This is a genomic window from Achromobacter piechaudii NBRC 102461 (genome assembly GCF_001571245.1).
GTDB lineage: Bacteria > Pseudomonadota > Gammaproteobacteria > Burkholderiales > Burkholderiaceae_B > Achromobacter > Achromobacter piechaudii.
This window is the reverse complement of the sequence record NZ_BCTK01000032.1, coordinates 1-503: the sequence shown is the minus strand read 5'-3', so window position 1 is coordinate 503 and position 503 is coordinate 1. Positions and strand designations below refer to the sequence as shown.

Annotated in this window: 1 protein-coding gene; it reads left to right on the top strand. The window is 61.0% G+C overall.

What is annotated here, in order from left to right; all coding sequences use genetic code 11:
* Window positions 1-180: hypothetical protein (locus API01S_RS29460; protein WP_218008453.1), on the top strand; the 180-nt coding region annotated here is incomplete at its 5' end.
* Window positions 181-503: the final 323 nt, after the last annotated feature.

Here is a 503-nt window from a genome sequence, read left to right as displayed (position 1 = left end):
GCCAGCGAAGTGGACGCCGTGGGATGGCGTACTTCAGAAAATCGGCCTACGCCGCGCTTTTGGGGGTTTACGCGCAGGGAAAAACGGCTTGGTGCTCACGCAGGCCAATTTGGGGAAAAGCGCGCCGGGGGGGGGCATTACTTCGTCAACGTCGATGCGAACACTTTTTCGCGTCCCTGATCTGCGCGATATGTTCCGCCGGTTTACGGGCACTGACGCTGACACTGCAAATGCGAGACAGCTGGGAAGCCGCCAAGCTGCCGCCACGGGACCGCTGGATATCCCGGTATGGACCGCACTGCAAACCGGCGGCACATTGTCCGTGTTGGAACCTTCCCGTCTGGGTGCGGCCGGCTATGCCGTTCCCACCGGGTCTGGGGGAGCAGGGACGAACCTTTTCATAGGCCGTGCCCTTGGTGGCTCTGGTAACGACCTGCGTAGCGTTAATGCTGCGTATCACCCTCGCATCCACGCCTGATGCCACTTGCACTGCAAATGCGAGA